This window comes from Streptomyces sp. NPDC101166 (assembly GCF_044768125.1).
GTDB lineage: Bacteria > Actinomycetota > Actinomycetes > Streptomycetales > Streptomycetaceae > Streptomyces.
In genome coordinates this window covers 33,839-58,411 of the sequence record NZ_JBIWPF010000018.1, presented here as the reverse complement: position 1 = coordinate 58,411, position 24,573 = coordinate 33,839, and the positions used below count along the sequence as shown (strand labels likewise).

The window sequence follows — 24,573 nt, the reverse complement described above, 5'->3', positions numbered from 1 at the left end:
GGACGGGGAGGACGTCGAGCTGTCCGGCTCGTGCTGTCGCAGGCGGTCTCGTACCTGTCCTGGCGGGACATGACGCACCACGAGTTCGAGGCGCTCGTCCGAAAGGTGTTGGGCGTGCAGGACGCCGAGTCGATCGCCTGGCGCGAGCGGATCGACCTGGTGCGCTACCGCGTCTTCGAGGGCGGGCTGCTGAGCCTGCTGCTCGTGTTCCCCTCCCCCCCCGAACGCCACCGCGCTCTTGTGCCAGGCGGTGTCGGCCGTCATCGGCCCTGTCTCCTCATGCGGTGGGCAGCTGGGGCAGCCCGCACCCCGGGGTGGAAGCGCCCGGGGCGGGGCTCGGTGCGGTGGTGAGGTGTCCGTCAGCCGAGGGGGTTGGTGTTGTCGCGCAGGGTGGCCAGGGCCGGCGCGTACATGCGGGCCTTGATGGTGCCGAGGGTGTCGCCGGCCTTGTCCACCTGAGCCTGGGCGATCTCGATCGCGGTGGAGCGCACGGCATCCTCACCGACCGCCTGGTCGACGATGCCGACAGCCGCGGCGTCGACGCCGCCGTAGCGGCGGGCGGTGAGCATGGCCTCGTACGCAGTCTGCGGGGCCAGCCGGGACTGGATGAGGGCGGCCATGCCGGGCGCGAAGGGGATGCTGATCTCCGCTTCGGGCAGACACCAGTAGCCGCGGTCGGAGCGCATGACGCGGAAGTCGTGGGCGAGGGAGAACATCGCGCCGGCAGCGAAGGTGTGCCCCTGCAGCGCGGCCACCGTGACGACCGGCAGCGACAGCATCCGAGCGAACAGCTCATGGACGGAGACGACGTAATCCTGCTGCTGGTCGGCGTGGGCGAACAGCCACTTCAGATCGAGCCCATTGGAGTAGAACTTGCCGGTGGCGGCGGTGACCAGGGCGCGGGGGCCTTCCGCCTTCTCCACCTCGTCGAGCGCGGCGTTGACGGCGGTGAGCCAGTCGGGGTGGAAGCGGTTCTCACCGTCTCCGAGGTCGAGGACGAAGACGCTGTCCTGACGGTCGAGCGAGGGCATGGCGACTCCTTCGAGGTATGCAGGTGGAGCGACTGGGCGGCTGCGGGCTACGGCCTGGGGCCGGATTCAGTACCGCGGCGCAGGGCGTGGAGGAGCAGATCGTGGATCTCGGCGGCGGCGGCCTCGATCGGGGCGGTGCTCTGTTCGGCCCGGCACATGATCACCGCGCCTTCGACCGCGGCGATGATGAAGGCACCGAGCCTGCGGCTGCGTTCCTCGCTCAGACCGTGCCGCACGAGGAGGGCCGCCAGGGCCTCCTGCCAACGGGCGAAGACCGCGGCGGCGGAACGGGCGAGCTGGGGCGCATCGTCATTGGTCTCCACAGCCACCGCCACGATCGGACAGCCGGCCCGAAAGCCGCTCTCCACCAGCCGGTCACGCCACAGCAGGAAGAACGCGTCGACGGCCGCCACCGGATCGTCCGCCTGCATGGCGGCGTCGATCAGCCCCGCGATGAAGTCCCCCGACCGTGCCACCGCCTCGTCGATGAGCTGCGCCCGGCCGCCAGGGAAGTGGTGATACACCGAGCCCCGAGGAGCTCCGCTGTGAGCGAGCACCTGGTCGATGCTGGTTGCGCTCGCACCGTGCTCACGCAGCAGAGCGGCAGCACTGAGAATCATCCGGTCACGGCTGTCACTCCTGCGCGGGCTCATCCGCTCCCGACCTTCCCTCATGGCCATACGGCCCACCAAGCGATCTACTCGCCGGTAACTTATGGGGTATGGCATAGAACATGCAAGAGGAGCGGCGGGCGGTCGTTGAATCCGTTGCGGTGGCACCGCTCGGCCGAGATGCGCGCCGGCTGTGGCGGTACCCCTGAGCACACTCGGCTCACACGGTGCACTTGGGAGAGAACCGCCGGCGGGGTGGCGGTCGGGACTGGGCGACAGCCCCCGTTACGCCATGCTCGGCACCGTCCGTCTGCACACCCGCGCTCTCGCCGGATGAGGGAGGCGGGCTGCACCGCACGCGGCCGTACCCCAGGGCTCACCGCTGATCAACATCAAGGTGACCGCACCGGCCGGTCGGCGAGGCCGAATCAGCCGGCCCTGGGTGCGCAGCGCATGCCGGCGAGGGCGGGGGCGGGTACTGCTGTGCCGATGGGCCGTGTTCATCGCAGGCCTCCTCCGGCCTGCCCGGATGTCCGACGTCCGCCGAGCAGGCCCCCGATGAGTCGACGTCCCGGGCGCGACGGCAAGGCGAGTGCAGGGGCCTTGTCAGCGAATGACGTCGAAGACGTTCTTCTGCAGGCCGTTGGCGTAGGCCTCGTGCTCGATCAGCTTGAGCTTCTGGGTGTCCTTGTCCGTGGCGCTGAACAGGCGCTTGCCCGCGCCGAGCAGGAGCGGGAAGACAAGCAGGTGGTAGCGGTCGATCAGGCCGGCGTCCGAGAGGGCCTGGTTCAAGGACGCGCTGCCGTGGACGATGATCGGGCCGCCCTCGGTCTCCTTCAGCGCGGCGACCTCGTCGAGCGAGCGCAGGATCGTCGTCTCGCCCCAGTTCGACACCAGCTTGTCCTCGGTGAGGGTGGTGGAGACGACGTACTTCGGCATCACCTTGTAGTCGGCGAAGTCGGCCATCTCCGGCCACACCGGGCTGAACGCTTCGTAGCTGGTCCGGCCCAGCAGTACGGCGGTGGCCTCGTGCTGCTCGCGACCCTTGATGTCGAACGCTTCGGGGAGGAACGCGATGTCCTTGAAGGTCCACCCGGAGTTCCGGTAGCCGGGCTCACCGCCGGGGCCCTCCACGACACCGTCGAGCGAGATGAAAGCGGAGCTGATCAGAGTACGCATCTGGGGTTTCCCTCGGTGTCTCGTGTCCGGCTCTCATCGAACCGGCCCGGTCTGGCCTGCGGCCCGCAACGCGCTTGCTGCCGCCGATGATCACCGTAGCCATTGGACTTTCAAAAAACAACCAGTCGCTTGTAAGTCAAAACCATCCGGGTAGGCTCGTCAGCATGACAACGAAACGGAGCTACAACGACGCATGCGGGACAGGCCACGCCCTCGACCTCGTCGGCGAGCGCTGGGCACTCCTGGTGGTCCGCGAGCTACTGCTGGGCCCCAAGCGGTACGGCCAACTGCGCACAGACCTGCCCGGCATCAGCACCAACGTGCTCGCCCAGCGCCTCGCCGAGCTGGAGGCCTCCGGCATCATTCACAAACGCCGTCTCCCGGCCCCCGCCGCCGCAGAGGCCTACGAGCTCACTGACTGGGGCCTCGAACTCGAACCCGTCGTACGGGCACTGGGCCGCTGGGCGGTGCGCTCACCGGCCCACGACCGCACCGCCCACCTGAGCGCCACCTCGTTCATCCTCTCCCTTCGCACCAACTTCGACCCCGGTCGAGGCCAGGGCGTGCACGGACGGTACGAGCTTCACCTCGGCGACGAGGTCTTCCGCGTCCTCATCGCCGACGGCACCTTGCATGCCGAGCGTGGCTACCAACAGCAGCCGGAAGCCGTCATCACCGCACGGCCCTCCGCGCTCGCGCGCGTCGTGTACGGCGGACGGCATCTGGCCGACGCGGTCGCTGCGGGGGACGTCCGCGTCGAAGGCGACACCACCTCCGTCGCACGCCTGACCGCCGTGCTCAGCCTTCCCGCCCCTGCCTTCTGACTACGGGATACCACCGGCGACGCTGCCGGAGTGCGGTAGCCGTGGGTCTTGCCTGGACGGTGGTTGAGTTCGTGGGCGATGGCGTCCAGGTCGGCTTGGCTGAACGTGCGGAGGTCGGCGCCCGTGACGAGGTACTGCCGAAGCAGCCGGTTGATGTTCTCGTCGGTATCGCGCTGCCACGGGCTCCGAGGCTTGCAGAGGTAGATCGGCATCCTGGTCTCGGTGGTGATGGACTGATGCTCAGCGATCTCCCGGCCTGCGTGTCAGCGCCATCCCCTCGGTGCACCGCGGGCTCCTCATCCGCTGCCAGCCCCTCGACGGCACCCAGGGCATCCCGGTCGTCCGGGCCCAGCGCAAGGCCGTCCCCGTGCGCTGCTCCATCGACGCCGCTTAGGGGGCGACGGCCTGCGCGACCGGTCCCGGCACGGCGACCGCGAGGGTCACCACACCTGCGAGGGTGGGGAGCACCCCCCACCTGACCGACTTGGGCAGCAATGCGTACTCCTTCGGTGTCCGGCTCCACGCCGGAAGCTGATGGTTCAGCAACTGGGTGGGCGACGAGCAGGCTCGGACCGCGCTCGGCCGCTCGAGGCGGGTGCTCAGAGGCTGGCGCGCAGGTGGCTGACCGTGACGAAGTGGTAGCCGCGGGCGGTGAGGGTGCGCAGGATCTGCGGGACCGCGGCGACGGAGGTGGGGTGGATGTCATGCATCAGGACGACGCTGTTGCGCTGCGCCTTGCCGATGACTATCCGGGCGACCTTGGCGGCGTCGGGGTACCTCCAGTCCTCGGTGTCCACGTCCCAGAGCACCGGGGAGAGGCTGGTGGCCGACCGGACCGTCGAGTCGACGGCGCCGTAGGGCGGGCGGAAGAGGGTGGGCTCCCTGCCGGTGGCGGCCTTGATGGCGGCGCTGGTGCGGTTGAGTTGGGAGGCGATCTGCTCGGGGGTGAGCTTGGTGAGGTCGGGGTGGTTCCAGGAGTGGTTGCCGACCTCGTGTCCGGCGCGGGCCTCGGCGCGTACCAGGTCGGGGTGGGCGGCGACGTTCTGGCCGACGGTGAAGAAGGTGGCGCGCGCCTTGTACCGGGCCAGGTGGTCCAGCAGGGCCGCGGTCTCGGGAACCGACGGTCCGTCGTCGAAGGTCAGCGCGATGCAGGTGACCTTCTTGCAGTCGGTGTCGTCGTCGCCGGAGGCGGTGTGGGTGGGGGCGGCCGGGCCGGGGGTGCTCGTAGCGCCCAGGGCGAGCGAACGGCTGGGGGCCATGGTCTGCCGCTGGGCGCGCTTGCCGAACGCGGAAAGCCAGGGGGTGACCGTCTTCTGGGAGAGGGCCACCATGTAGGTTCCGGCGGGTGGGGCGCCCACCTCACCGCGGTCGAAGCTCACCTGCAGCCCACCGTCGGCGGTGAAAGCCATGTCGTCCAGAGCGGTGACGCGCGAGGCCGGGTCGGAGAGCGTGCCGTCGAAGGTGGTCGTGTCGAAGCCTTCGCGCCCCTTGAGCTCGTCCTTCAAGGTCGAGATGAAGGCGTCCCGGGAGTCGTCGGCGATGAGTCCGAGAGCGGTGCCGTAGTCGCCCGCGTCGCCGTCGTACCAGTACGCCTTGGTCGACAGCCCGGACCCGGCGGCACTGCCGTCCTGTGTGGTGAGCCGGACGCCGAGTACATCGCCGGAAGCCACCAGGAACCTGTGGCTGACGTTGAGCTCGCCGACTGAGCCGTCACGGCACGCCCCCTCGCGGAATGTGGCCAGGCGCTGCTCCACGTCCTTCTTCATCGCGGCCGTCATCGTCTCCGCACCGGGCACGTCCGGATAGCTGGTGGCGAAGGGGCAGGAGCGCTGCTCGCTGCTGTTGCTGACGATCCGCAGGCCCTTGATCTTCGATGGATCGACGCCGCGGACGGGCGAGGGGGATTCGGCAGCGGATCGTGGCGGGCCGGCGGCTCCCGGCTCCGGGGAACCGGGGGAACAGGCCGTTGTGATCGAGAGTGTGCCGAGCAGCAGAAGCGAGGGCAGCAGGGTGTGAGTGCGCATGGGTGACCAGAACCTGGGGGAAGGGGAGGGCGGACGCCGTCGGCGGCGCCGCGGTCGTTCTGGTCACGAGCGTCCAGGTCAGAGGCGTTTTTCAGCGACCCTCGACGCCACTGTGAAAAATCCGGTCCTGGTGACCGGCCGCGTCAGCTGCCTGTGGGGCAGACGCTTTCGTACGGCGCGTCGGGGACGTAGGTCCGCCATTGCGCTGGGGTCAGTCCGCCGCCGGCTCGCGCGCAGACGGTGTTCACGATCTGGTCCGGGGCGACAGGGAAACGCAGGAGCGGCACGTGGGGGCTGCTGGCGTAGACCGTGCTGCCGTCCTCGTCGAAGGCAAGGGAGTGGATCTCGTCGCCGGGCGTGGGCAGGTCCGTCCCGAGAAGCTGATGTCCCTCGGTGTCCCACAGCCTCAGCGTCCCGTTCGCGCCGCCCACCGCGAGTGTGCCGCCGTCGGAGGAGAAGGCGAGCGCCCCCACTGCCTCCGGTTCGCCCTGGGTGACCGTGTCGGAGGTACCGGTCAGTGCGCCGGTGCGGTCTCGGATCGCGCCGTCCCAAAGGGTGACGTGCCCGGTGGAATCGCCGACGGCGAGTTCGGCGCCGTCGGAGCTGAAAGCGAGCGAGGTGACCTGGCGGCCGTCGGCGAGCGCGCGTCCACTGACCCTTGCGGCCCCTGGATCGATGTACTGATCGTCGGAGCTCACGAGCAGACCTCCGTCCGGTCGCCCGGCCAGTGCCTTCCCGGAGAAGCCACCCACGGTCCTCGATCGCCGGTGGTCGCGGGTGTTCCAGACCTCCGTCGTGGAGCCGCCGGCGGTGGAGCGGACGGCCAGCAGGGTGCGGCCGCCGGGTCCCAGGGCGAGGGCCGTGGCAGGGCGGTCGGCCGCGCCGGAGGTGTCGAAGACCGCACGGATACGGTGTGTCCGTACGTCCCACACGGTGAAGCGCAGCCGCGATGAGCCGTGAGAGGACACGGTGTCGGCGAGGGCCAGAGCGCGGCCGTCCGGACTGAAGGCCGACAGCGGAACGTCCTCGTCGGAGATGCTCGGCAGCGGGCCGAGCTTGGCGTGCGCGAGGACCATGCCCGTGCGCGTGGCTCGCAGTTCGAAGCGGTAGTCGGCGCCGGAACGCGTGACGGTGGCCAGGGCGGTGCCGTCCGGGCTGAGCACGCTCGCGTCGGTCGGTGTGTTGTGCCACCGCGGGGTGAGACGGGCGGTCAGGTCAAGGGTGTGAACCGTGGCGCCGTCGAGGTAGCGCAGGAGGTCGGGCTTTCCCTGGTCCCACGTCAGCCCGGTGGCCTCGTCCTTGGACATCGGCCGGTCGAAGACCTGGGTCCCGCCGTTGGCCAGTCGCCAGACGGCGAGTTCGTGGTCGTCCGCCGTGGCCAGGAACTCTCCGTCGGCGGAGAGCGCTGCCTGTGTGAAGCCGCTGCTCCCGGCACTGGCGAAGTCGGCGAGCGTGCGTCCGCTGCGGACGTCCCAGACAAGGGCCCGCGTGCCGTAGACGGCGGCCAGTCGCCTGCCGTCCGCGCTGAACCGCAGCAGGCGGGATCCGTCGTCCGCACCGGTACCGGTTCCGCAGACGGTCCTGTCCGCCTTCTCCCAGGCTCCCGGCAGCCGCTTGCGGCCGGCGGTGTCCCACAGCTGGGGTGGCCCGTCGGCGGGACAGAGGGCGAGCGCACGTCCGCCGGGGCCGACCGCCGCCGAGGAGAGCGTGCGAGCGAGGGCTGTGGTGAACGTGACCTGGCCGTCGTCCGTCCGGTGCAAGGCGGCTGCGCCCGGGCCGTCCAGCGGTCCGGTGAGGTACGTCTTCCCGTCCGACGAGCTGTCCCATAGTGACGCATCGCCCAGCTCGGCCTCGGATCTGCCTTCCGGAAGGTTCCACAGGCTGCCTCCCCCGTCCGACCCGAAGACGTCGAGGAACCGGGAGTCGGGCCCGACATCGGCCACCTCCGTACCGCTCGGCAGGCGGTAGGCGGCGGTGACCTTGTGGTCGGTCACATTCCGAGCGGTGACCGTGGTGCCCTCTACGCTGAGCAGCGTCCGGCCGCCGTCGGAAAGGAAGCGCCGGACGTCCCTTCCGGCCAGCGGGTCGGTGAAAGCGTCGCGTTCCGGCTGTGCCAGGGCCCCCAGGAGCGCCGAGCGGGACTCGGTGAGCGGGGCCAGCTTCCATGCCGTCACCCCGAGCAGGGCGGCGGTGCGCGGATCGGTGGGGCGCAGACTGCCGGCCATGGTGGCCAGGCGGCGAGCCGTGGCTTTGGCGGATTCCTCCCGGCTCACCTCATTGCGCTGCCAGGCGACCAGGCCGGCGGTCAGCGCCAGGACGAGGAACACGGACAAGGCGATGGTCAGCGAACGCGTCCGACGTGCGGTGCGTGTCTTGGCCTCCCGCTCGGCGTTCTGAGCGGCGAGGGAGGCCGTGAGAAAGTCCCGTTCCAGAGGGGTGAGGTCGTCGTTCGGCTGATGGACGAACAGTTCCGCGGCCCCGGCCAGCCTCGCGCCCCGGTACAGAGCTCCGGGATCACGCGCCAATTCCTCCCAGCCACGAGCCGCCTCACCGAGTCGGCTCTGTGCGCGCAGCCTTTCCCGGCTCTCCTCGATCCAACCGGCCAGACGCGGCCAGCCGGTGATCAGCGCCTCGTGGGACAGCTCCACCATGTCGCCGTCCGAGGTGACCAGACGGGCGGCGACAAGACGCTCCAGCACGTCCTGCGCACCGCTGCCGAGCTCGGCGCGCGACGCGGGACGACGTGTGTCGGCCGTGCCGTCGCCAGGAGCGATCAGCCTCAACAGGATGCGCCGGGCTATACGGCTCTGCTCCAGCGACAGCCGGCCATAGGCCTCCTCGGCGGTGGCGGCGATCGCGCCTCGCACTCCGCCCGCCTCCTCGTACGCCGCCAGGGTCAGCAGGCGGCCACGCCGACGGTGCCAGGTCTCCATCAAGGCATGAGAGAGCATGGGCAGCGCGCCCGGCCGGTCGACGACCTCGTCGATGATCCGGGCGGTGAGGGCGCGCTCCACGTTCAGTCCGGCGGCGGCGGCCGGGCCGGTGATCGCTTCGCGCAGCTCGTCCCGGCTCATCGGCCCGACCAGCAGGCCGGCCCGGCTGACGGCCGTGGCCAGCTCACGGTGTTCGGCGCAGTGGCCGTAGAAGTCGCCGCGGACCGCGACCACCACCCGCAGTCCGCTGTCCGGCCGCCGGGCCGCGAGCAGCAGGTCGAGGAACCGGTCGCGTTCAGCACGGTCGTGGCACAGGGTGAACAGTTCCTCGAACTGGTCGACGATCACCCAGGTCTCCCCGTCGCCGTCGCGCGGCACCAGTGCCTCGGCGTGCGTGCGCGCGGGCAGTTCCCCCGGGGTGAGCACGCGAATCACCGCAGGCCGCTCCGCCCCCGCCGCCCGCCGCAGGCTCGGAATCAGTCCCGCTCGAAGCAGTGACGACTTGCCGCTGCCGGACGGCCCGAACACCGCGGCGAACCGGTGCTCGCGCACCAGCTCCACCAGTTCGGCGAGGGGCGTCTCCCGGCCGAAGAACAGCTCGCTGTCGTCCGGCTCGAACCGCGTCAGCCCCCGGTACGGCGGCTTCTCGTCCGGCATGGGCGCCCGGGCCTCGGCGTCCGCCTCCCGCCAGCGGCGCTCCCACTCGTCCGGGTCCGCGCCCAGCGCTTCGGTGTACGCCCGCACCACCGCCAGGGACGGCAGCTGATCACCGGCTGCGGCCTGGGACATCGCGGTGATGGAGTAGCCCGCCCGCGCGGCCATCTCCCGGTACGGCGGCTTCCCCGCCTTCTCACGGAGAAGCCGCAGTTCGTGCGCGAGCCGCTGCACGGGACCGGCGTCAGGATCGACCGGCTTCTCACGTCGTCCCAACGGGAGCACCTTTCACACGCATCAGGCGGTCAAGCTACTTTTTTCACTCCGTCCCCCGCAATCCCGTCCGATCCGTGACGCTGCCCACGGGACACGTCGGCCCACCGTCCGACTCATCGGACATCTCTTCGGTCTCCTGACATGGTTGCCGCGCTCGTCACCGATCCCGGAGCGGTTCAGTTCGCCGCGGCGAATCGTTCGTGCTCGCGGACGACGACGGGTTCGGCACGTTCAAATCTTTGGCGAGTCGGGGCACGAGCCGGAAGCGGGCGGTGTGGTGTGTCATGATCGGCCACCTGTCAAGCAGGTGTTGTCCCGAGCCGGGCGAGCAGCCCCTCGGCAGCCCTCCACCGCCCATACGTCGGGCAGCCGCGTGGCGCGGCGGGCGTCCGTGATGACGTCACCCGCGCTGCCGGGTCCGGGAGTAGTGGCGCCTTGCGCGGTCCCGGTTGCCGCAGTCATCCGAACTGCACCAGCGGCGGGTTCCGCTGCGGGAGCGGTCGAGGAAGAACCAGCCGCAGCCAGGGCCCGCGCAGCGCCGGATGCGGCCCAGGCCGTCCCCGCCCAGCAGGTCCTCGGTCAGCAGCGCCAGTGCGTGACGGAGGTCGCCGAGGCGGTCCGTGCCGGACTGCCACCGCAGAGGGAAGGCGGGGGGCAGCGTGGCGTCCTCGCGGGCCAGTACCAGGCTCCGGCGCAGCGCCTCCCACTCCTCGGCAGGGGGAGCCTCGTCGTCCACGAGGGCGTCAAGGACCGGCCAGAGGGTGGCCCGCAGGCTCATGAGCGCAGCGGTCGCGGCTTTCGCGGGCGCAGAGTCCGCGGGTTCCTCCCGGAGCAGCGCCTCGGCGCGATCGGCGCCGAGCAGTCCGCAGGCGACGGCCCAGCACACCCACGCCTCGGCGCCCTGGACGCGGTCGGCCGTGCGGGCGGGGTCCAGGCGCCAGGCGACGGTGTTGGCGAAGTCGAGTACCGGGTGGCCGCCCACGAGTGCCACGCCGGAGTCGTGAGGGCTTCCCGATGCGGCCGGGGCGCGATGAACCGCCTGCTTGCTCGTCACGTTCTCAGTCTATCCATTCTTCTAACAGTCATAAGTATTTTTGCTTGTTAGACTCGACGTCATGGGCAGCCTCCGATCAGCGAAAGCCGCCGTCTCGCCGCGTGCGAGCTTCCTCTCCGGGCTCAAGACCGGGTCCGGACTGGCGGCCGCTTCCTTTCTTCTCGCCGTCAGCTTCGGTGCGATCAGCACCTCGCAGGGCTGGGGACATCTCGCGCCGGTGATCTGCTCGATGGTCGTCTTCTCCGGGTCCGCCCAGTTCGCCTTGCTGGCGGCTCTGGGCTCCGGCGGCGGGATCGCCGGCGCCGTGACGTCCGCGGCACTGATCAACAGCCGATTCATCCCCATGGGCATCGCCGTCGCCGGTGATCTGCGCGGTGGCGGCTTCCGGCGTGCGCTCGAAGGCCAGGCGGTGGTCGACGGATCATGGGCCGCCGCCCATCTCGGGGCCGGCCGGTTCGACAGGCACCTGCTCTTCGGCGCCACCGCCATCCAGTGGCCTGCCTGGGTCGCCGGCACCGCGCTGGGGTCCGTGGTCTCTCCCGACCCCGAACTCCTGCACCGGCTGGGTCTGGACGTCCTCACACCGGCGCTGTTCGTCGCGCTGCTCTTCGAGGAGGTCCGCCGGGAACGGGTCAACCGGCTGCCGGCCCTGCTCGGCGCCGTGCTCGCGGCCGGCCTCATCGTCTTCCTGCCGGCCGGTCCCGCCCTGGTGGGCGCGGCACTCGCGGCCCTCGTCGCCCTCTTCAGGGCACCCGCCTCGCCACCCGCCCGGCCCGAAGGGGCCGAAGGGGCCGAAGGGGCCGAAGGGGCCGAAGGGGCAGACAGGGCTGAAGTGGCCGGCGATGCCGTGCGCCCCGTCCATTCCGACGAACAGGCCGCACCATGACCCTCTGGCTCACCATCGGCGCCGTCGCCGCCCTGAGCTTCTCCTGCAAGGCCTTCGGCCCCGCCCTCATCGGCGGACGCGCACTGCCCCCACGAGCACTGTCGGTGATCGCCCTCACGGCCCCCGCCCTGCTCGCCGGCTTCATCGTCGTGGACGTACTGGGCTCCCGCTGGAGCGCCGTGGACCTCACAGTGATCGCGGGACTCGCGGTCGTCCCGCTGCTCCTCTGGCGTCGGGCCCCACTCCCGTTGGCCCTGGCGGCCGCCGTCGCCGTGACGGCACTCCTGCGCATCTAGGATCGGCGCGGCGCTCGCAAGCGCCTCGGGACGGCTCACAGCCGCGACCCCGAGGAGGCGCAGGGGGCAGGAATGAGCGCGGCGCCCCTTTTCCTGGGCGGGCCACCCTCGCCTGGCTGCCAACCACAGGGCGTGTCGCCCTTCCGAGGCCCGTTGGCTCCGGTGCGCCCGGGCCGACCTGCGGCACCTGTTCACGTACCTGCCGGAGCAGCCCAACTACTGTCGCCGACGCAGGCGTTCCTCGCCACGGCAGAGGCGACGTTATTCCGAAGAAACGCGAAACTCGAATTCGGGACGGTCCCACGGCACGGCGGGTGGGTTCGCGAGCACGGTCCCGATCCGCACTGCCCCTGCGCGGTGGTAGAAGTCCTCGGCGGGAACATGCGACACGACCCTGACACGGTCGAGCCCGGCGGCACGGGCCTCGGACTGCATGTGCTCGACGAGCAGCCGTCCGATACCGCGTCCTTGCACTTCGTCGGCGACGAACAACAGGTCGAGCTCCGGTGGCGTGAGGACGAGCGAGTAGAACCCGAGGACCCGGCCTCCCTGCTCGTCGCCGCCGACGGCCACAAAGGCGCGGTGGGCCTCGATGTAATCAGGACCGACCCGGTAGCCCGCGACCGCAGCTGCGTACTTACCCGCGTAGGCGCCTGAGCCACGCACGAGCCGCGTGAGCCGTTTGGCATCCCGCGCGGCGGCCCTCCGTATCGTGATCGCCTGGCTGATCGGGGAAGTGCGTGAACTCATCGGGAGAGTATTTCGCACCGGGAAGTGCCTTCGTGCCGCAGGTCGGCTGGTCGGACAGGCGCTCCCGGGAACGGCGAACCCGCTGCGCAGGAGCCGGAGAGCTGAGCGGAGCCGACCGCACCCGCTGTGGCACCAGTCCCCCGGTACGGCAGCAGGGCCCGGACCGAGAGTCGCGGTCCGGGCCCTGTCCCGTGCGGTGCGGCCTCGCGGCGGCGGTGCGTCAGCTCTGTGCGGTGTCGTCGCCCGTCTGCCCGTCGCCCTCGGCTGTGCCTGCCTTCTCGCGCATCTTGCGCACCAGCTCCGCCTTCTGGTCGGCGGCGCCCTGGCGGTCGAGGTTGCGGTACGGACCGTTGTTCTGCCGTTCGGCGCGGGACAGCTTCTTGCGCTGGCCGCCGCCCATGCCCACGGGATTGTTGATGTTCTTGCTCACGGGTTCTCCCGGAATGAAGTGAAGTGATCTACGGATTCATCGGTGGGGGACGGGCGCGGCGACGTCGAAGGACGTCAGCAGGGGCCCATCACGCTCTCACTCGTAAATCGGTGTCTGGAAGAACATGACCATGACGTTACCCCGTTCCGCAGGCCCCGCACACCAGGTTTTCGCCGTTCCGGCGTCGGCCGGCCCTTCGGCGAGCGCCCGGTGCCAGCCGTTTCCGTCCGGGCATCTTCGTGATCACCACCGAAGACAGCCGCACACCCGCCACCGGCGACCCCGTGATCCGTCCACGACGGACGCCGGAAGATTCACTCTCTTGCCCTCAACCGCACTTGAGGTCATACGGTCTTCGCATGACCTGCACGGAGTGCGGGCTCCACGCTGCTCAAGCACTCGGAGGGGACACTCCCATGACGGCCCAGCAGATCTCCGACGCCGAACTCGCCGGACAGCCCGCCGCGTACTGGACCGGTGTCGCTCACGAGGCACTCATCGCGTACACCCGGGCCCGGCAGGCCGAAAAGGGCTACACCCAGCCCCAGTTCTGGCTGCTGCGCAACCTGTCGGTGAACGACATCTCGCCCGACGGCGACGGGATGACTCTGCCCGAGCTGCGGCAGGCCATGACCTCCTACATCCGTCCCGAGGACGACCTGGCGGCGGAGGCCGAGGTGCTTGTGGAACGCGGCTGGCTGACCCGGGACGCCGAGGACCGGCTGTGGCTCACCGCGGAAGGGGAACAGGCTCGCGTCGACCTGGCGCGCAACGCCCCCGCCATCCGCGCCGTTCTCCACGAGGGCATCGACGACGCGGACTACGTCACCACGGTGAAGGTGCTCCAGCGGCTGATCCGCAACGCGGGCGGGACGGTTGCCTGACAGGCCGCGCGCCCGGGGCTAAGAGCTCCGGACAAAAGTGGAGTCCGATCAGCTCGCGGTGTCTGGTGCGTGCGATCGCAAGGCGCCGGAAGCTCCTCGTAGCGGAGCTACCAGGGGCTTTCGGCAACGCGGCGAGCGTGCGTGCCAGGCGCCGCGAGCCGGGCTCCACTTTTGTCCGGAGCTCTAAGCGGGAGATGCCGATCAGGGCCGGCAGCTGGCCGCAGTGATCGGTCTCCTTCGGGCGAGGAGCCGCAGGCGCTATGACGACCGCCTCGGAGGCGAGCCTTCGACAGGCCCGACCGTCAACAGGGGCCGGAAGTGACCGGCGGGGTAAGGCTCTCCGACAGGGACTCCCTCGGCTTCGACCCACGCGTGAGCCGAGAAGGGATTCGTACGGACGCCCGTGCACCAGGTGGGCCAGGTACCTCGCGCCCGGCACAGGAGAGCGGTGGCCACCGAGCGCTGCAGGCACGCCTGCCCTGCGCAGCGCAGGCTCACCGCGACCACGGCTGTGCGTGCTGCCGCAGCCTCGGCCGCCGTGGCCGGGTCGGCGCGGCGGCGGGCGAACTCCAGCACCACGCGCAATGTGGCCGGCGAGAGCCTGCTGAGGATCCGGGCGGCGGCCACGGCCAGGAGGGGAACCGTTCGACGGTGCGGCGGCAGGCGGTCACGGCGGGACAGCGCCACGGGGATGCTCATCGGTTCTCCCGCAGCAGATCCGCCGACCGCAGGGAATCCAGCAAAGCCGCGACGTCGTCACGAGCGCGCGTCGTGGGAACAGCGTGCTCGGAAGCGAGGGTCTGAGCCGCCTGCTCGCAGGTCTCACCGCCGATCAGGCTGCGGAGCACCGAAAGCCCTGTTCCGTTCAACTGCCAATAGCGGCCTGTCCGTTCATGGAGGAGTACGGCTCCGTCGTCTGTTTCGGCCACGGATACCTGCGGATTCAGGGAGAATGTGATGCTCACGTCCGTCGGTGTCACCTTTCGTGGGCGAGGCGGCGTGCGGCACGGAACCAGGTTTCGCAGCCGAGAAGGTGCTCGATTGCGAATTTCCTGGTCAGATCGGCTTGCGGAGTCAGCAGCTGAGCGCGGACGACGTCTGCTGAGATCAGGCCGGCCTTGGCGAGTTCGGAGTCCGCGAACAGTTCCAGGAGTCCGTCGAGGCTGCGGTTGAGCCCGGTGCGCAGATCCTCGTCGAATGAGCCCTTGGTGGTCCGCGCGCGAACGCGTTCGGGCAGGATGTCCCGCATCGCCGAAGCGAGCAGGGGCTTGTACTCCCACGGCGTGCAACGGTCGTGCATACGGACAGCCAGAGCCGCTTCCACGACGCGGTCGTCGAGGTAGGGCAGATGCAGTCGGATCCCCGCTGTGTCGAAAAGGCGGGCGAACTGCCGATATGCCGGCGCGGTCGCCCGCAGGGCCACCAGGAACTGGTGCTGGCCACGATCGGCGGCGAAGGGGTGCGCGGCGTCAGCGGCCTTCCGCAGCTCCGATCTGGCCACGTCGACCGAGTCTCCCGTCACCCAGGCCGGGGCGCGTAACGGCATCAGACCCCAGCCCAGTGGCGGGTGTCTGGGGGCCGGGGCCGGGTCGGTGAGGGAATCGGCCTGGTCTCGCCACCAGTCCCGTACCGAATCCGCGCGACTGAGTTCCGCGAGCGTTTCGCGCAACGGCCAGCGGTTGAGGGCCTGGTAGCCGCGCAGGTGACGCAGTGCGAGAGCGGGGTGCCGACGTGACAGCCGATGCAGATAGCCGGGGAGCCTGCCGAACAGTTCGTCCGCGCCGTGCCCCGCCAAGTGCGCCCGCGAGCCTCGACCGGCGAGAAGGCCGGCTGTGTGCTTCATGCGCGCCAGCGTCCGGGTGAAGAGGTACGGCTGTTCCGTGTCCGCGAGGTCCGCCGGGTGCGCGAACAAGGCGGGCAGTTCCCGCTGGTCCACGACCATGTGGGAAGCCTGCTGGAGCAGAGCCGCCGAATGTGTTGCGAACTCCGCGTCGTCATTGCCCAGGTCTGCCTCGCGCCATCGGAAAGTGAGCAGCTCGGGAGCGCTTTGGGCGGCGAGGAAGCACAGTGCGGTGGAGTCCATGCCACCGGACAGGTCGGCGCTCAGTCCGTGCCGGCCGGAGGTGCGGCCGCGCACGGCGTCCGACAGTGCGGCATGTACCGTCGGCGCGCCCTCCTCCAGTCCCAGTTCGGGCTCCGGGGCCTGCCACCAGCGGACTTCCCGGGCGCGGCCTTCCGCCATGACCAGGCAGTGGTCATCGGGGACCGCGGAGATCCCGGACCAGACGCTCGCGGTGCCCAGCGGAGCAGGCACCAGGCCGCCGGTCGCCAATCGCGTCGCCAGCACCCCCTCGTCCACGCCGGCGCCGGTCAGCAGTGCCAGGGTGTCGGGGCGGTCGGACGCCACGGCATGCCCATCGACCCGGGTGTGGAAGACCTGGCGCAGGCCGGTGATGGCGCCGCGGACACTCGTTCCGTCCGGGGAGGCGACGATCAGGTGGCAGCTGCCGGGCAGTTGCCCGGCCAGGGCTCCGACATCGGACTGCGAACGTACGTGTCCGGCCAGCCGAGTGAGCCGTGCGGTGGTGACCGGGCAGTGTCCGATCACCACCACCCGTACCGAGCCCGCCTCGGCCCGCACCATTTCGTCCGACCCCCACTGGCCCACCAGCCAGGGCCTGCCCGACGGGTGGGTGACGACCTGTGGTGAGTCGTAGACCCAGGTGGGGTCTGTCGGGCATCCGTCGGGCAGAACGACGAACCCGGTGCTCATGTCACTTCGTCCGAATGGGCCGGTCGACTACCAGCCCTGACGGGCGAGGAAGTCGGAGTGGTCACTGCCGAAGCCGAGCGTGTCCTCCGAGAACTCCCCCACGGCCGTCAGCGCGGGCGGTTCGTAGCTCCGGGAATCCGACGGCTCCTCGCGCTGCTGCTGGTTCTCCATCGTTCTCTCCTTCCATACGGGCCCCGTACGAGGCCGCCGGGCGCGGAGCACCCGGAGTTCGAGGTTGTTTCCGTGCCGCTTGTGCTCGGGTGTCCGGGCAGGTGTCGCCGTCGACGGAGTGTCACCGTGATGAGGAGATCGGTCGCATTTCTTCGCCCCTGTCGCATTCGGATTCCACAGCGGCGCTGTGGGAAGCCTCGGATACACCGCTTCCGGACCCGATGCGATGCCATGCCAACGGGTAGTGCAATCACGCAGATTGAGCTGACGACATCAATGGGGATGGTGAAAAGGCGCGACACCCGACAAGCTCTGTCCTGCCCCCGTCGGGCAGCACGGCATCGCGCTCCGCCGTGACCCGCCCGTTCTTCTTTCGATCAAGAGAGTCACATACGTAAGATCCGCACACAACCGTGGGAGCGTCGGATGGCCGAATACCTCCTCAAGGTTTCTTAATCGCTCCGCCTGGAAGAGCCGCCTCCGACCGCTGCTCAATGCCGTGGAGAAAGTCATGACCGCGCCGGCCGCGCGAAGGGCGCTCAGCGGCTCCCGGGCCCCTTAGAGCTGACCCTCCCGATGCCGAGCGTCGTCTCGCGGGGCAGCATTCCCGAGCCGATGACCTCCAGCCAGAAGGGGCCGAGGAGATCGGCGAGCCGCGCGGTGTCCTCGATGCCGAGCGCGTGCCAGGGGGCGGCGGCCAGTTCGTCGGTGCGGCGCTCGACCTCTGCGCGCAGGGCGTGGCCCGCGTCGGTCGCGGTACCGTCGACGGCCGACAGCCCCCGTGCGACGAGCCGTTCGCGGGCGGCCGCCCACTCGGGCTCGCTCCAGCCGCGGCTGCCGAAGACCTCGGCCGGCGCCGCGCCGATCGCGGCGAAGGACACCAGGGCCTCCACCGAGTCGAGTCCCGCGGTCAGCAGGGCGGCGAGGTGACCGTCGCCGCGGTGCTCCCGCAGGATCGTCGAGGCTTGCCACAGCACGAGGTGGGGCTCCCGGGGCCAGGGCAGCGCGGCGTTGGCGGCGGCGAGCGGGCGGCCTTCGGTGTGCGCGGCCTCGGCCGCCCGGCGGGCGAGCGCGGCCGCCTCGGCGAGGTCGGGAGCGCCCGTCCGCTCACCGAGGAGCGCGCGGTACGCCCGGTCGACGCCGCGCGTCCGGGCCGCGAGGACCTTGTCGGGTGCGGCGACGTCCCAGGCGGCGGGGATGTGCTCGGCGACCATACGCGGACTGAAACTGTAGAAGGCGGAGGCCACTTGACGGAATCCGGGCGCCCCGAGCGGCGCCGCCCGCAAGGCGAAGTAGCTCGGCCAGCGCTCGGTGGTGTCGTAACCGAGCGCTGTCACCTCTTCGCAGACCTCGGGGGCGTAGTAGAGGACTGCGTGCAGAGGCTCCAGCAGGTGCCACATCTGCCGTACGCGTCCGTTGTCGTTGCTCATGCGGCGATCCCTCTTCCCGTGGCCCATATATCTTGACACCGACTAGATTCCCTTCGGCGGCCGAACTTGTCAACGTCTAGATTGCGCGTAACCTGCTGGGCATGACCGCTGAACGCGCCTACCATCACGGCGACCTACGACGGGCCGTGCTCACCGCGGCCCTCGACGTCATCTCCGCCGAAGGGCCGGCGGCCCTGTCCCTGCGCGACCTGGCACGCCGCGCAGGCGTGTCCCACGCCGCGCCCGCGCACCACTTCAAGGACCGCGCGGGCCTGCTCACCGCCATCGCGGCCGAGGGCTACGGCCTCCTGTCCGACGCGCTCGGCGAGGCGGAGGACCTGCGCGGCCTGGGCGTCCGGTACGTGCACTTCGCCACCACCCACCCGGCGCACTTCCAGGTCATGTTCCGTCCCGAGCTCCTGCGCCCGGACGACCCCGAACTCCTCGCGGCGCGCGAGCGGACGCGTAGCCGGCTCCGTGCGGCGGTGGAGGGCTACGCCGACGACCCGGCCATCGCTTTCATGGCCGCCTGGTCGATGGCCCACGGCTTCGCGACACTGCTGCTCTCCCGCAACCTGGACGGCCCACTGGACGGGCGGGACCCTGAGGAGACCTTCCGGGCGCTGACGTACGAGATGTTCCGGAGCGCCGAGAAACCCCCGGCCGGCTGACCGCACCGGCGCCATCGTGACCGAGGCGGCAGTGCGGCAGGGCGGGGGCAGCTCTCGATCATCCGGTGCGTTGCCGATCCGCCGTGATCGCCATGCCGCCTGCTGCCGGTTCCGACGAGCCCGGGACGGGTGGTTCGGGTTCGGGCAGTTCCTGCTCCGTCCAGATGCATTTGCCGTCGTGGAGGTAGCGGGCGCCCCAGCGCTGGGAAAGGGCGGCCACCAACTGCAGGCCGCGTCCGCCCTCGTCGGTGAACGTGGCGCGCCGGATGCGGGGCGTGGTGAGGCTGCCGTCGTAGACCTCGCAGACCAGTGAACTGCTGCGCAGCAGACGCAGGCGGATGGGCCCCTTGCCGTGTCTGATGACGTTGCCGACCAGCTCGCTGACGATCAGTTCGGTGGTCATCAGACAGTCGTCCAGTCCCCAGACGGCGAGCTGTTTGCGGGCGTACTCGCGGGCCTGACCGGCCGCGGAGGGATGTTCCGGAAGGTTCCAGGACGCGATGTCCTCGGGGGCGGTGGACCGTGTGTGGGCGATGAGCAGCGCCGTGTCGTCGCTGGTCTGCTCCGCGTCGGGCAGCAGGGCCGAGATGACGAGGTCGCACAGGCGTTCCAGGCGCCGTTCCGCGTCGTCGTCGCGGCGCCCGGCCGGCCCAGCGGGTTCGTCCGGGAAGTACGTCGTTCGCGTCACCGCGTGCGCCAGGGTCCGCTGGAGTTGCGCCAGGCCCTGGTCGATGTCACGCGTGGGCGATTCGACCAGCCCGTCGGTGTAGAAGACCAGCAGGCTCTCCTCCGGCAGGTGCAGCTCGTGGAGCTTGAACGGGGGCACGGCCGCGCCCAGTGGCGGGTCGGCCGCGAGTTCGGGGCAGCGCACCGCGCCGTCGGGGGCGACGACGACCGGCGGGGGGTGGCCGGCCAGGGAGAAGGAGCAGGTGCGGGTGACCGGGTCGAAGACGGCGTACAGGCAGGTGATGTAGCAGTCCTCGCCGAGGTCGCTCGTCAGCTCGTTGAGGTGGTAGAGCAGCTCGTCGGGGGCCATCTCCAGGTCGGCGAGAGTGCGTACGGCGGTGCGGAGGCGGCCCATGGTGGCGGCCTCGGAGATGCCGTGTCCCATGACGTCGCCGATCACCATGGCGACGCGCTCGGCGGACAGCGGGATCACGTCGTACCAGTCGCCGCCCACCTTCTCGCCCTTGCCGGCGGGCAGATACCGGGCCGCGGCGCGGACGGCGGCCAGACGCGGCAACGCCCTGGGCAGCAGGTCGCGTTGGAGCTCCTGCGCGCGTGCGTGTTCCACGTCGTACAGGCGGGCCCGCTCCAGGGCCTGGGCGAGCAGTCCGCTCAGGGCGAGGATCAGGTTCCGCTCCTCGTCGCCGAAGGAACGCGGTTGGGTGAACGAGATGACGCAGCATCCGATGGGGCGCCCCGAGGCGATCAGGGGCGCGAAGACCCACGCGTTCTTCGGCGACGCGTCCGCGAGGAACTTCGCCTTCGGGTAGAGCCTGAGGTACTCGGCCTGGGATTCGACGAAGCGGGGTGTGCCGGTGCGGAGCACGGCGGCGACCGCGGGGCTGGCGGACAGGGGGGAGAGCCGTGTGCCGACCACGTCGATGAAGCTCTGGGGGTAGCCGACGCAGCCGATCAGGCGCAGCCGGTCGTCGTCGAGGGCCTGCACGAGCAGTCCGTCGGCGCCCAGGGCGGGCAGGACCCGCTCCTCGACGACCCGCACCACGTCCGCGGCGGTGACGGCCTTGGCCAGCGCGGCGGTGACCTCGCTCATCCGGACGGGACGCTCGGCCGGGCCTCTCCCGGCGGCCTCGGCGGCCGTGGCCTCGAACGCGTCCACCATGGGATCCGTGACCTCGGACAGGTGGATCGCCAGGCCGCCGCCCCGGGACGCGGGGACCAGCCGCACGTGGTGGAGACGCTGATCGGCCGGCGAGTGGGCGAGGAAACTGACCGGCTGCCCCTCGGCGACCGCCCGTCGGCACGGTCCTTCCAGTCCGGGCAGGCGGCCGGCCGGCCCCTTCCACAGGACGCTGCCCACCAGCGGCGCGCATCCGTCGCCGAGCAGTCGTTCGGCTTCTGCGTCGGCGAAGACGATCCGCCAGTCGTCGCCGACCGTCAGCAGGGCCTCCGGCGTGCCGTCGGGCGTGCTGAGGTCGGAGGAGGTCTCCAGGCGCGCGGCGACCCATGCCGCGAGGGTCCGCAGGAGGGAGCGCTGCGTCGGGTCCGGTCCCCCGGGGCCCGCCGTGAGGACGGACAGCGCCCCGACCGGCCCGTCGGGGCCGGGCAGCGGCACCGCGGCCGTGCCGTGAGCCCCGGTGACCGCGCTGTCCCCGGCCGCCCAGACGTACGCGTCGCCGCGCACCGCACGCGCGGGCGGGGTCTGCGCGTCCAGCCGCAGCTCCGCCCACGCCTCGACGCTGGAAGCCTCGAGTCCGCTGACGGCCACCAGCCGCAGCCGGTCGGCACTGCGCCAGTGCGCCAGCGCTCCCAGCCCGTCCACGCACGCCGTCGCCTGCCGCAGGGCCAGCCTCAGCGTCTGCGACCTGGACAGCTCCTCGTTGGCGGGCATCTCGCCTCCTGCCGATCGCGGCTCCCGGCTGCCCTGCCGACCTGCGGCAGCTGTGCAGGCATCACGCGACCTGACCACGCTATGAACGCAAATAGGCTAGTACGGTCATATTCGGTATGTCGCGATCGCATCGGTGCTCCCCGAGGAGCGAGCGGGCCAGGCGAAGCCGCCGCCGACGGGAAACGGCTCGTCGGCCACGGTCGCGGAGGTCGCCCGGTCAGCGCTCGTGACGTCCCATGCAGGTGGGACGCGCCGGAAGCCGGCGTCGGCCGCGAGCCCGCCGACCCGGGTCAGGCGACCCGTACGTCACGCGGTCCAGGTCGCCGTACTGGCCATGCGGTCGGCGAGACCGAGGAAGAGCCGGATCGACATGGACATGCCTCGGAAGCCGGGGCTCGTACGCCGAACCGGCCGGTGCGATCGGTCACCATGGCGGCATGGACGTACCTGGACTGCTCGAAGCGGCCGGACTTCTGGTCCCGGAGGGAGCCGCCACCGAGAACTCGATCACTGTGAACGACGTCTGGGAGTACCTGGCTCACGACGAGTGGGAGGTCGCTCTCGGTCTGCTGGAGGAACTCGGGGACGACCGTCCGCTGCCTGCGGCCTTCTGGCAGTCGCTCGCCGACGCGGCCGAGCGGCTCCGGCTGGAGCGGAGCGCGGCCTGGTGCCGTTGGCGCTGCTCCGAGACACATCACGGCGTGGTACGAGCGGAGTTGACGCTCCGGCCGGCCGGCTCGACGTTTCGCAAGAGGCCCGTTCCCGGCCCCGGCGTGCTGCGGCCCATGTGGGACATCGGGCGCCGACTGCCCACCGGGGAGGCGTCGCTGCACATCGGCGGCCTCTGGGTGGAGTACACGCCCTCCCTGGAGCTCGGTGAACGAGCCGCGGTCCGCATCGTCCCCCTGACGCCCTCGCAGTGGACGGACGTCCGCATCGGCCAGGAGATCGCCATGCACGAAGACCGAGCGGTGGCCGCCACCGCCGTCGTTCTGGAGGTCCGGCCGCCGACGGTCGCCGTGGCGGGCGGCTGACGGCCGCGGCGGCCCCCCGCGCACCGAGCGGAGACCGCGGAATACCGCACCGCCGGTGCTGGTTGTCGGGCGCGAAGGAGGTCAAGCGTGGACACGACATACGAGGCGGCGTACGAGTCCGGGTACTACGCCCACGGGACGCAGGCCGAGCGGTGGGAGCGGGCGCAGTTGTTCTTCGCGGCGAAGGAGTACACCGCCGCCGCACGCGTCCTTGCGGGGCTGGTGGAGGAGGCCCCGGAGCAGACCGGGCCTCGGCTGCTGCTGGCCCGCGCCTACTACCACTCGGCCCAACTGCGCCGCGCCGAGACCGAGTTGCGCGCCATCGTCGAGCGTGACCCGGTGGAGGGGTACGCCCGGCTGATGCTGGGCCGCACCCTGGAGCGGCAGGGGCGGCACGCTGAGGCGCGACCGCATCTGCGTCTCGCCTCGGCGCTGGCGGGCGACTTCCCGGAGGTCTGACATACGTGAGGGCGGCCCGGCGGTGACCTCCACCGCCGGGCCGCCGGGCGTTCGCGGGCGCCTCAGACCGCCGTCCGCCGCCCCCGCCGGTGTGCGATCTCGCCGAGGGCCACGTCCACGACGAGGAACGCGGCCAGCGGTATCCCGAGCAGCGGCACGAAGTAGCCGAGCGCGGCGATCACCGCCATCAGCGGGACGAGGACGTACGGCGGGACCTGCGCCCACGCGCCGCGCGGGATCGGCCGGCCGAAGGAGTTGCCCCGGCCGCGCTGCCACCACATGCGGTATCCCCAGACGATGAGGAGGATCAGCGCCAGCGCGAGCAGCATCAGGGCGATCTGGTTGACCAGGCCGAACAGCACCCCGGTGTGCAGGTCGATGCCCCAGCGCGTCAGCTTGGCGAGGACGGGGTGGTCCTCGAACCTCAGCACGTCGGTGACCTCGCCGCTCGCCGGGTCGACCGCGACGGCGTCCTGCTTCGTGGGCCAGCTGCGCTGCACCTGCCTGACGACGTACGCCGAGCCGGCGTCCGCGGGCGGCACGATCTCCACAGGGTCGCCCAGGCCCTCGGCGCGGGCTGCGGCCAGGACCTTGTCGAGGCCGATCCCGTGTTCGCCGTTCCCGCCGTCGCCGCCGGCGGCGTCATGGCCGGCGTGGTCGCCGCCGCTCGCCGCCGCCGAGATGGACGGGGTGGCGCCGCCGAGCGAGGAGCGCAGGTCGTCGATGCTCGCGCCCGCGTACTGCGACCAGGTCAGACCGGTCGCGGACAGGAAGAGGAAGCCGGCCGCGGTCCACGCGCCGACCGTGCCGTGCAGCCCCAGGGTGCGGCGACGGCCGCTCGTGCCGCGGACCTTGCGCAGGGCACGGCGGCGGGAGAACCACAGCACCAGGCCGCCGCCCGCGATCACCCACAGCCAGCTGGCGGCGAACTCGCTGTAGAGGCGGCCGTTCTCACCGAGGTGCAGGTCGCGGTGGAACTCGTCGATCCAGGTGCGCAGCGGCAACGCGCCGGTCGAGCCGTACTGTTCGAGGCCGCCGCGCACCTCGGCGGTGTAGGGGTCGACGAACACGGCGAAGGTGTGGGTGGCGGCGACGCCCTCGACGCCGGAGAGCATGACGCGGGTGGTGGCGTCGTCCTCCGGGGAGGGCCGCACCGCCGTGACCGTGCCCTCGGGGTACGCCGTGCGGGCGGCGGCCACCTGCTCGGAGATCGGCCGCTCGGCCTCACCGGCCGGCACGGTCAGCTCGTGGGCGTAGACGAGCTTCTCGGCCTGGAACGCGCCCGCGTACAGAAAGCCGGTGACGGCAGCGACGAGCAGGAAGGGGGCGACGAACACACCGGCGTAGAAGTGCAGTCGGAGCACCAGGGGGCGCAACGGAGCCCACGGGCCGGGCGACTTGGGCGTGGGCACCGACGGCTTGGGGGCCTCGTCCGTGGTTTTCGGGGGTGCGGTGGACATCGGCGGGCTTCTCCGGGGTCGAGGGCGGGTTCGCGGGGAACGGTCGGCGAGGCGGTCGGCAGGTACGCCGTCGGCCGTGACGCACCAGTGGTCGGACCGGGGCCGCGTGAAGTTCCCGCACATCGAAGTGACCTGCGTCACAAGGGAGTCGGGCCGTGGCATGCTGGT

At 71.0% G+C, this 24,573-nt stretch carries 23 protein-coding genes; 8 read left to right on the top strand and 15 right to left on the bottom strand.

Annotation, left to right across the window (positions count from 1 at the left end; all coding sequences use genetic code 11):
* The first annotated feature begins 69 nt into the window (after positions 1 to 69).
* A complete protein-coding gene (locus ACIRS4_RS28205; protein ID WP_404201338.1) occupies positions 70 to 351 on the top strand; it encodes a hypothetical protein in 282 nt (93 codons plus the stop codon).
* Between the two features lie 8 nt (positions 352 to 359).
* On the opposite strand, the gene ACIRS4_RS28200 is transcribed toward ACIRS4_RS28205, so the two are convergent.
* The 3 genes from ACIRS4_RS28200 to ACIRS4_RS28190 all read right to left on the bottom strand — a co-directional run bounded on the left by ACIRS4_RS28200 (position 360) and on the right by ACIRS4_RS28190 (position 2,821).
* A complete protein-coding gene (locus ACIRS4_RS28200; RefSeq protein ID WP_404201336.1) occupies positions 360 to 1,031 on the bottom strand; it encodes an enoyl-CoA hydratase-related protein in 672 nt (223 codons plus the stop codon).
* Between the two features lie 47 nt (positions 1,032 to 1,078).
* Entirely contained in the window at positions 1,079 to 1,651 is a 573-nt protein-coding gene (locus ACIRS4_RS28195; protein ID WP_404201334.1) for a TetR/AcrR family transcriptional regulator, read from the bottom strand.
* A gap of 597 nt (positions 1,652 to 2,248) precedes the next feature.
* Positions 2,249 to 2,821, bottom strand: coding sequence for a dihydrofolate reductase family protein (locus ACIRS4_RS28190; protein WP_404201332.1), 573 nt, complete (start codon positions 2,819 to 2,821; stop codon positions 2,249 to 2,251).
* Positions 2,822 to 2,985: 164 nt separating this feature from the next.
* Between ACIRS4_RS28190 and ACIRS4_RS28185 the strand changes: the two genes are divergently transcribed.
* Positions 2,986 to 3,645, top strand: coding sequence for a winged helix-turn-helix transcriptional regulator (locus tag ACIRS4_RS28185; RefSeq protein ID WP_404201330.1), 660 nt, complete (start codon positions 2,986 to 2,988; stop codon positions 3,643 to 3,645).
* A gap of 599 nt (positions 3,646 to 4,244) precedes the next feature.
* On the opposite strand, the gene ACIRS4_RS28180 is transcribed toward ACIRS4_RS28185, so the two are convergent.
* From ACIRS4_RS28180 to ACIRS4_RS28170, 3 genes are all read right to left on the bottom strand, one after another.
* The gene (locus tag ACIRS4_RS28180; RefSeq protein WP_404201328.1) at positions 4,245 to 5,669 is read right to left on the bottom strand and encodes a polysaccharide deacetylase family protein; all 1,425 of its coding nucleotides are present in this window, start codon (positions 5,667 to 5,669) and stop codon (positions 4,245 to 4,247) included.
* A gap of 143 nt (positions 5,670 to 5,812) precedes the next feature.
* Positions 5,813 to 9,541 carry a helix-turn-helix domain-containing protein gene (locus ACIRS4_RS28175; protein ID WP_404201326.1) on the bottom strand — a complete coding sequence of 1,243 codons (3,729 nt, stop codon included), beginning with the start codon at positions 9,539 to 9,541 and terminating at the stop codon, positions 5,813 to 5,815.
* Between the two features lie 391 nt (positions 9,542 to 9,932).
* On the bottom strand, positions 9,933 to 10,586 hold the full coding sequence (locus ACIRS4_RS28170) for a CGNR zinc finger domain-containing protein (protein WP_404201324.1): 654 nt from the start codon (positions 10,584 to 10,586) through the stop codon (positions 9,933 to 9,935).
* A gap of 61 nt (positions 10,587 to 10,647) precedes the next feature.
* Between ACIRS4_RS28170 and ACIRS4_RS28165 the strand changes: the two genes are divergently transcribed.
* Together ACIRS4_RS28165 and ACIRS4_RS28160 are read left to right on the top strand one after the other, a co-directional pair.
* Positions 10,648 to 11,472, top strand: coding sequence for an AzlC family ABC transporter permease (locus ACIRS4_RS28165; RefSeq protein WP_404201322.1), 825 nt, complete (start codon positions 10,648 to 10,650; stop codon positions 11,470 to 11,472).
* Entirely contained in the window at positions 11,469 to 11,768 is a 300-nt protein-coding gene (locus ACIRS4_RS28160) for an AzlD domain-containing protein (protein WP_404201320.1), read from the top strand. Before ACIRS4_RS28165 ends, ACIRS4_RS28160 begins: the two co-directional genes overlap by 4 nt.
* A gap of 261 nt (positions 11,769 to 12,029) precedes the next feature.
* On the opposite strand, the gene ACIRS4_RS28155 is transcribed toward ACIRS4_RS28160, so the two are convergent.
* Together ACIRS4_RS28155 and ACIRS4_RS28150 are read right to left on the bottom strand one after the other, a co-directional pair.
* Positions 12,030 to 12,518: a GNAT family N-acetyltransferase gene (locus ACIRS4_RS28155; RefSeq protein ID WP_404201318.1), complete on the bottom strand. Its 489-nt coding sequence runs from the start codon at positions 12,516 to 12,518 to the stop codon at positions 12,030 to 12,032.
* Between the two features lie 220 nt (positions 12,519 to 12,738).
* Positions 12,739 to 12,948 carry a DUF6243 family protein gene (locus ACIRS4_RS28150; protein ID WP_404201316.1) on the bottom strand — a complete coding sequence of 70 codons (210 nt, stop codon included), beginning with the start codon at positions 12,946 to 12,948 and terminating at the stop codon, positions 12,739 to 12,741.
* A gap of 416 nt (positions 12,949 to 13,364) precedes the next feature.
* Between ACIRS4_RS28150 and ACIRS4_RS28145 the strand changes: the two genes are divergently transcribed.
* The gene (locus ACIRS4_RS28145) at positions 13,365 to 13,832 is read left to right on the top strand and encodes a MarR family transcriptional regulator (protein ID WP_404201314.1); all 468 of its coding nucleotides are present in this window, start codon (positions 13,365 to 13,367) and stop codon (positions 13,830 to 13,832) included.
* 258 nt (positions 13,833 to 14,090) lie between these two features.
* On the opposite strand, the gene ACIRS4_RS28140 is transcribed toward ACIRS4_RS28145, so the two are convergent.
* The 5 genes from ACIRS4_RS28140 to ACIRS4_RS28120 all read right to left on the bottom strand — a co-directional run bounded on the left by ACIRS4_RS28140 (position 14,091) and on the right by ACIRS4_RS28120 (position 18,206).
* Positions 14,091 to 14,531 (bottom strand): lasso peptide biosynthesis B2 protein, encoded by a 441-nt coding sequence (locus ACIRS4_RS28140; RefSeq protein ID WP_404201312.1) that lies wholly within the window; start codon positions 14,529 to 14,531, stop codon positions 14,091 to 14,093.
* Positions 14,528 to 14,797, bottom strand: coding sequence for a lasso peptide biosynthesis PqqD family chaperone (locus ACIRS4_RS28135; RefSeq protein ID WP_404201310.1), 270 nt, complete (start codon positions 14,795 to 14,797; stop codon positions 14,528 to 14,530). The genes ACIRS4_RS28140 and ACIRS4_RS28135 overlap by 4 nt, the downstream gene beginning before the upstream one ends.
* Before the next feature lie 11 nt (positions 14,798 to 14,808).
* On the bottom strand, positions 14,809 to 16,605 hold the full coding sequence (locus tag ACIRS4_RS28130; protein WP_404201308.1) for an asparagine synthase-related protein: 1,797 nt from the start codon (positions 16,603 to 16,605) through the stop codon (positions 14,809 to 14,811).
* 27 nt (positions 16,606 to 16,632) lie between these two features.
* Complete coding sequence (locus ACIRS4_RS28125; protein WP_404201306.1) at positions 16,633 to 16,776, bottom strand: lasso RiPP family leader peptide-containing protein; 144 nt, start codon at positions 16,774 to 16,776, stop codon at positions 16,633 to 16,635.
* A 539-nt stretch (positions 16,777 to 17,315) separates the two neighbouring features.
* Positions 17,316 to 18,206: a hypothetical protein gene (locus tag ACIRS4_RS28120; RefSeq protein WP_404201304.1), complete on the bottom strand. Its 891-nt coding sequence runs from the start codon at positions 18,204 to 18,206 to the stop codon at positions 17,316 to 17,318.
* Between the two features lie 101 nt (positions 18,207 to 18,307).
* Here ACIRS4_RS28120 and ACIRS4_RS28115 point away from each other — a divergent pair, with 101 nt between their 5' ends.
* On the top strand, positions 18,308 to 18,877 hold the full coding sequence (locus tag ACIRS4_RS28115; RefSeq protein ID WP_404201302.1) for a TetR/AcrR family transcriptional regulator: 570 nt from the start codon (positions 18,308 to 18,310) through the stop codon (positions 18,875 to 18,877).
* A 58-nt stretch (positions 18,878 to 18,935) separates the two neighbouring features.
* Here the strand turns inward: ACIRS4_RS28115 and ACIRS4_RS28110 are convergent, their stop codons facing one another.
* The gene (locus ACIRS4_RS28110) at positions 18,936 to 21,452 is read right to left on the bottom strand and encodes a SpoIIE family protein phosphatase (protein WP_404201300.1); all 2,517 of its coding nucleotides are present in this window, start codon (positions 21,450 to 21,452) and stop codon (positions 18,936 to 18,938) included.
* A 437-nt stretch (positions 21,453 to 21,889) separates the two neighbouring features.
* Between ACIRS4_RS28110 and ACIRS4_RS28105 the strand changes: the two genes are divergently transcribed.
* Together ACIRS4_RS28105 and ACIRS4_RS28100 are read left to right on the top strand one after the other, a co-directional pair.
* The gene (locus ACIRS4_RS28105; RefSeq protein ID WP_404201298.1) at positions 21,890 to 22,486 is read left to right on the top strand and encodes a hypothetical protein; all 597 of its coding nucleotides are present in this window, start codon (positions 21,890 to 21,892) and stop codon (positions 22,484 to 22,486) included.
* An 87-nt stretch (positions 22,487 to 22,573) separates the two neighbouring features.
* Positions 22,574 to 22,945, top strand: coding sequence for a tetratricopeptide repeat protein (locus ACIRS4_RS28100; protein ID WP_404201296.1), 372 nt, complete (start codon positions 22,574 to 22,576; stop codon positions 22,943 to 22,945).
* Positions 22,946 to 23,007: 62 nt separating this feature from the next.
* Here the strand turns inward: ACIRS4_RS28100 and ACIRS4_RS28095 are convergent, their stop codons facing one another.
* Positions 23,008 to 24,405, bottom strand: coding sequence for a PepSY-associated TM helix domain-containing protein (locus ACIRS4_RS28095; RefSeq protein WP_404201294.1), 1,398 nt, complete (start codon positions 24,403 to 24,405; stop codon positions 23,008 to 23,010).
* Between the last annotated feature and the right edge of the window lie 168 nt (positions 24,406 to 24,573).

Coding starts and splice junctions, on each gene's coding strand:
- ACIRS4_RS28115 (WP_404201302.1), top strand. CDS start 18,308: ATGACCGCTGAACGCGCCTACCATCACGGCGACCTACGACGGGCCGTG.
- ACIRS4_RS28145 (WP_404201314.1), top strand. CDS start 13,365: ATGACGGCCCAGCAGATCTCCGACGCCGAACTCGCCGGACAGCCCGCC.
- ACIRS4_RS28130 (WP_404201308.1), bottom strand. CDS start 16,605: ATGAGCACCGGGTTCGTCGTTCTGCCCGACGGATGCCCGACAGACCCC.
- ACIRS4_RS28195 (WP_404201334.1), bottom strand. CDS start 1,651: ATGATTCTCAGTGCTGCCGCTCTGCTGCGTGAGCACGGTGCGAGCGCA.
- ACIRS4_RS28180 (WP_404201328.1), bottom strand. CDS start 5,669: ATGCGCACTCACACCCTGCTGCCCTCGCTTCTGCTGCTCGGCACACTC.
- ACIRS4_RS28125 (WP_404201306.1), bottom strand. CDS start 16,776: ATGGAGAACCAGCAGCAGCGCGAGGAGCCGTCGGATTCCCGGAGCTAC.
- ACIRS4_RS28205 (WP_404201338.1), top strand. CDS start 70: ATGACGCACCACGAGTTCGAGGCGCTCGTCCGAAAGGTGTTGGGCGTG.
- ACIRS4_RS28095 (WP_404201294.1), bottom strand. CDS start 24,405: ATGTCCACCGCACCCCCGAAAACCACGGACGAGGCCCCCAAGCCGTCG.
- ACIRS4_RS28110 (WP_404201300.1), bottom strand. CDS start 21,452: ATGCCCGCCAACGAGGAGCTGTCCAGGTCGCAGACGCTGAGGCTGGCC.
- ACIRS4_RS28155 (WP_404201318.1), bottom strand. CDS start 12,518: ATGAGTTCACGCACTTCCCCGATCAGCCAGGCGATCACGATACGGAGG.
- ACIRS4_RS28200 (WP_404201336.1), bottom strand. CDS start 1,031: ATGCCCTCGCTCGACCGTCAGGACAGCGTCTTCGTCCTCGACCTCGGA.
- ACIRS4_RS28185 (WP_404201330.1), top strand. CDS start 2,986: ATGACAACGAAACGGAGCTACAACGACGCATGCGGGACAGGCCACGCC.
- ACIRS4_RS28140 (WP_404201312.1), bottom strand. CDS start 14,531: ATGAGCATCCCCGTGGCGCTGTCCCGCCGTGACCGCCTGCCGCCGCAC.
- ACIRS4_RS28160 (WP_404201320.1), top strand. CDS start 11,469: ATGACCCTCTGGCTCACCATCGGCGCCGTCGCCGCCCTGAGCTTCTCC.
- ACIRS4_RS28120 (WP_404201304.1), bottom strand. CDS start 18,206: ATGAGCAACGACAACGGACGCGTACGGCAGATGTGGCACCTGCTGGAG.
- ACIRS4_RS28165 (WP_404201322.1), top strand. CDS start 10,648: ATGGGCAGCCTCCGATCAGCGAAAGCCGCCGTCTCGCCGCGTGCGAGC.
- ACIRS4_RS28105 (WP_404201298.1), top strand. CDS start 21,890: ATGGACGTACCTGGACTGCTCGAAGCGGCCGGACTTCTGGTCCCGGAG.
- ACIRS4_RS28190 (WP_404201332.1), bottom strand. CDS start 2,821: ATGCGTACTCTGATCAGCTCCGCTTTCATCTCGCTCGACGGTGTCGTG.